The organism is Skermanella sp. (genome assembly GCF_059503625.1).
Map to the genome: position 1 here is coordinate 1 of NZ_JCACHA010000384.1, position 2,585 is coordinate 2,585.

Annotated in this window: 4 protein-coding genes; all 4 read left to right on the forward strand. The window is 62.4% G+C overall.

Going from position 1 to position 2,585, the window contains the following annotated elements; all coding sequences use genetic code 11:
• A partial coding sequence (locus tag AC5JJ6_RS08615; RefSeq protein ID WP_496041639.1) for a UdgX family uracil-DNA binding protein occupies positions 1–436 on the forward strand: 436 nt, incomplete at its 5' end.
• An 89-nt stretch (positions 437–525) separates the two neighbouring features.
• The gene (locus AC5JJ6_RS08620; RefSeq protein ID WP_496041640.1) at positions 526–756 is read left to right on the forward strand and encodes a hypothetical protein; all 231 of its coding nucleotides are present in this window, start codon (positions 526–528) and stop codon (positions 754–756) included.
• Positions 757–1,087: 331 nt separating this feature from the next.
• Positions 1,088–1,813, forward strand: a complete 726-nt coding sequence (gene pcsA, locus AC5JJ6_RS08625; protein WP_496041641.1) for a phosphatidylcholine synthase — start codon at positions 1,088–1,090, stop codon at positions 1,811–1,813.
• Positions 1,814–1,870: 57 nt separating this feature from the next.
• On the forward strand, positions 1,871–2,401 hold the full coding sequence (locus AC5JJ6_RS08630; RefSeq protein ID WP_496041642.1) for a hypothetical protein: 531 nt from the start codon (positions 1,871–1,873) through the stop codon (positions 2,399–2,401).
• The last annotated feature ends 184 nt before the right edge of the window (positions 2,402–2,585 follow it).

A 2,585-nucleotide genomic window follows, 5' to 3' on the forward strand; every position in this document is an offset into this window, starting at 1 on the left:
TGGCCGGGCCTTCGTCGGTCCCGCCGGGCAGTTGCTCGACAGGGCGATGAAGGACGCCGGCATCGGGCGGTCGGAGTGCTACGTCACCAATGCGGTGAAGCACTTCAAGTTCACGCCGCGCGGCAAGTGGCGCATCCACCAGAGCCCCGACGCGGGGGAAATCGAGCATTGCCGGTGGTGGCTGACGAAAGAGATCTCCACCGTACGTCCTAGGCTGATCGTGGCGCTGGGCGCCACCGCCGGGCGGTCCCTGCTGCGGCGTCCGGTGACGGTCATGCGGGAGCGGGGCGCCGTGCTGGCGACGGGCAGCGACTATCGGGTGGTGCTGACGGTACACCCCTCGTTCCTGCTGCGGCTGCCGGACCCGGAGCGCAAGGCGGCGGAGTACGAGCGCTTCGTCGCCGACCTGCGTCTGGCAGCGGCCGCAGCGGCCTGAGGATGTAGCGTCATGGTTCACTAATACCTTTGCGATGCATCGAATCGCCGCAAGCGATGGCATTCTGCCCCTCTTGCAAGGGAGTGATGATGCGTCCACGCTTTGGACAGGCCGTCCTGACCGACGATGACCGGGAAAGGCTCCGCGATCGTCTGGAACGGCTCGGCGAACAGAAGGTCAGGCTGATGTCGGGCGTCGACTGCGTCCGTTACTTCGGCAACTGGCAGGCGGCCGAATTGGTCGACGAATGGCTGGAGTACAAGGATGCCGAACGCCAGCGGCAGGGCGGGCTGCTTCAGCGTCTGTTCGGAAAAAGATAATCCTGGGTAATCCTCCGCATTCCGGCCCTGTCCTTCCCGCTTGTTGAGTTTCCCCCTCCGAAAGGCTAATGGAGTACGGGGCAGGAACAGACAAAGTATGCTGCGGGAAGAAGCCGTGCCAAGCTCAAGCACGCCGGTGACTTTAGCGTGCCGATCGTTGAATTATCGGGTTATGGATGAACATAAGTGCCATGCTGCATGTTCCGGGGTGGGCCATGCCGATGTTCCTGAAGACGATGTTCCCCAAGACCCTGGGCTCGCAGGCTTGAACACAGAGAAGCGCCTGGCTAGCGGCCGGGGCGGAGTATTGTAGGCGGAGATGACTTCCAGGATGACCCAATTGACCGAGCCCTATTCCCAGATCCAGAAGGTAGCGGCCTGGGTGGTGCATGCCGTCACGGCCAGCGGGGTGGTGCTCGGGTTGATGGCCTTGCTGGCGCTGGTCGACAACAACGCCAAGGGCTGCCTGATGTGGCTGGGTGCAGCACTTCTGGTGGACGGGGTCGACGGCACGCTGGCCCGCAAGTTCTCCGTCAAGACGGTTCTGCCCAATTTCGACGGGGCTACCCTGGATCTGGTCATTGACTATCTTACGTACGTCTTCATCCCGGCGATTTTCATCTATAAGTTTATTCCGCTGCCGGGCCCGCTGGAGTTGGTGGCTGTCGCCTTCATCCTGTTGTCGGCTCTCTATTGTTTCTGCAACGTAAACATGAAGAGCAACGACAACTACTTCGTCGGCTTCCCAGCTGTCTGGAACGTCGTGGCGCTCTATCTTTATGTGCTGGACCTGGAGCCGGGGGTTACCTTCGCGCTGATCGCCATCTTCGCGGTGATGACCTTCACGACGGCCAAGTTCGTCCATCCCTTCCGCGTACCGCACCTGATGCCGATGAACATCGCCATGACCGCCGTCTGGATGATCAGCAGCCTGATGCTGGTGTTGCAGCAGCCGGAAACTCCGCTGGTCCTGATGGTGCCTTGGATCGTTTCTTCGGCCTGGTTCGCCGGCATCTGCGCATGGCGCACCGTGCGCGACTACACCCAGGGACGCTGATCTCCGCGCTCGACCCGCTTCGATCCGCTCTGCTAGAGGCCTTTCTTGATACGTGCCGTGACCGTGTTTCTGGCGGGCGCCCTGGTCCTGCCGCTGGCTGCCTGCCAAGCTCCCGTCCACATGTTCAACATGATCGTTCCCGCCGAGGCGCCGATCGAGGGAACCACCGGCAAGGAACTGTCGGTCGAAGTCGGCAGTGTCGAGGGTGGCGAGGCTTCTGGCTTCCTCAACGACATCCGGATATCGGACCTCGACCTGCGGGAAGCCATCATCAACTCGCTGGCCGTACGCGGCGCCCTGGCGCGTGGGCAACCCGACTTTCGGATCGATGCCGAGGTGATTCTGGGTTCCACCGGAACCCAGGAAATCCTGATGGGGCTGAACGTGACGACGACGGTCGACATGCGCTGGCTGGTCACCGAGCCGGGCAGCGGCGACAGGGTCTTCTCCCGCACCCTGACATCGACCGGAACCGCATCGTCCAGTGAGTACTTCAACCCGACCGAGCGCATACAGGTAGCGACCGAGCGGGCGATCCAGGAGAATATCCGCATGCTGATCGCCACGCTCTACAGCCTCAAGCGCTGAGGCGTACGCCTTGGACCCGTCAGTGGCCTCTGGTCAGTGGGAGTGCCGGGGCAGGCCGCTGGTGTGAACGACGTCCTGGTACTTCACGGCTTGCTCCAGGCAGGCGCCGTCGGAAAGCTGGCCGACGAGGCTGCGGTAGATCTCCTGCCACGGCGTCTGGTTCTTCAGCACGGGCAGATTGAGG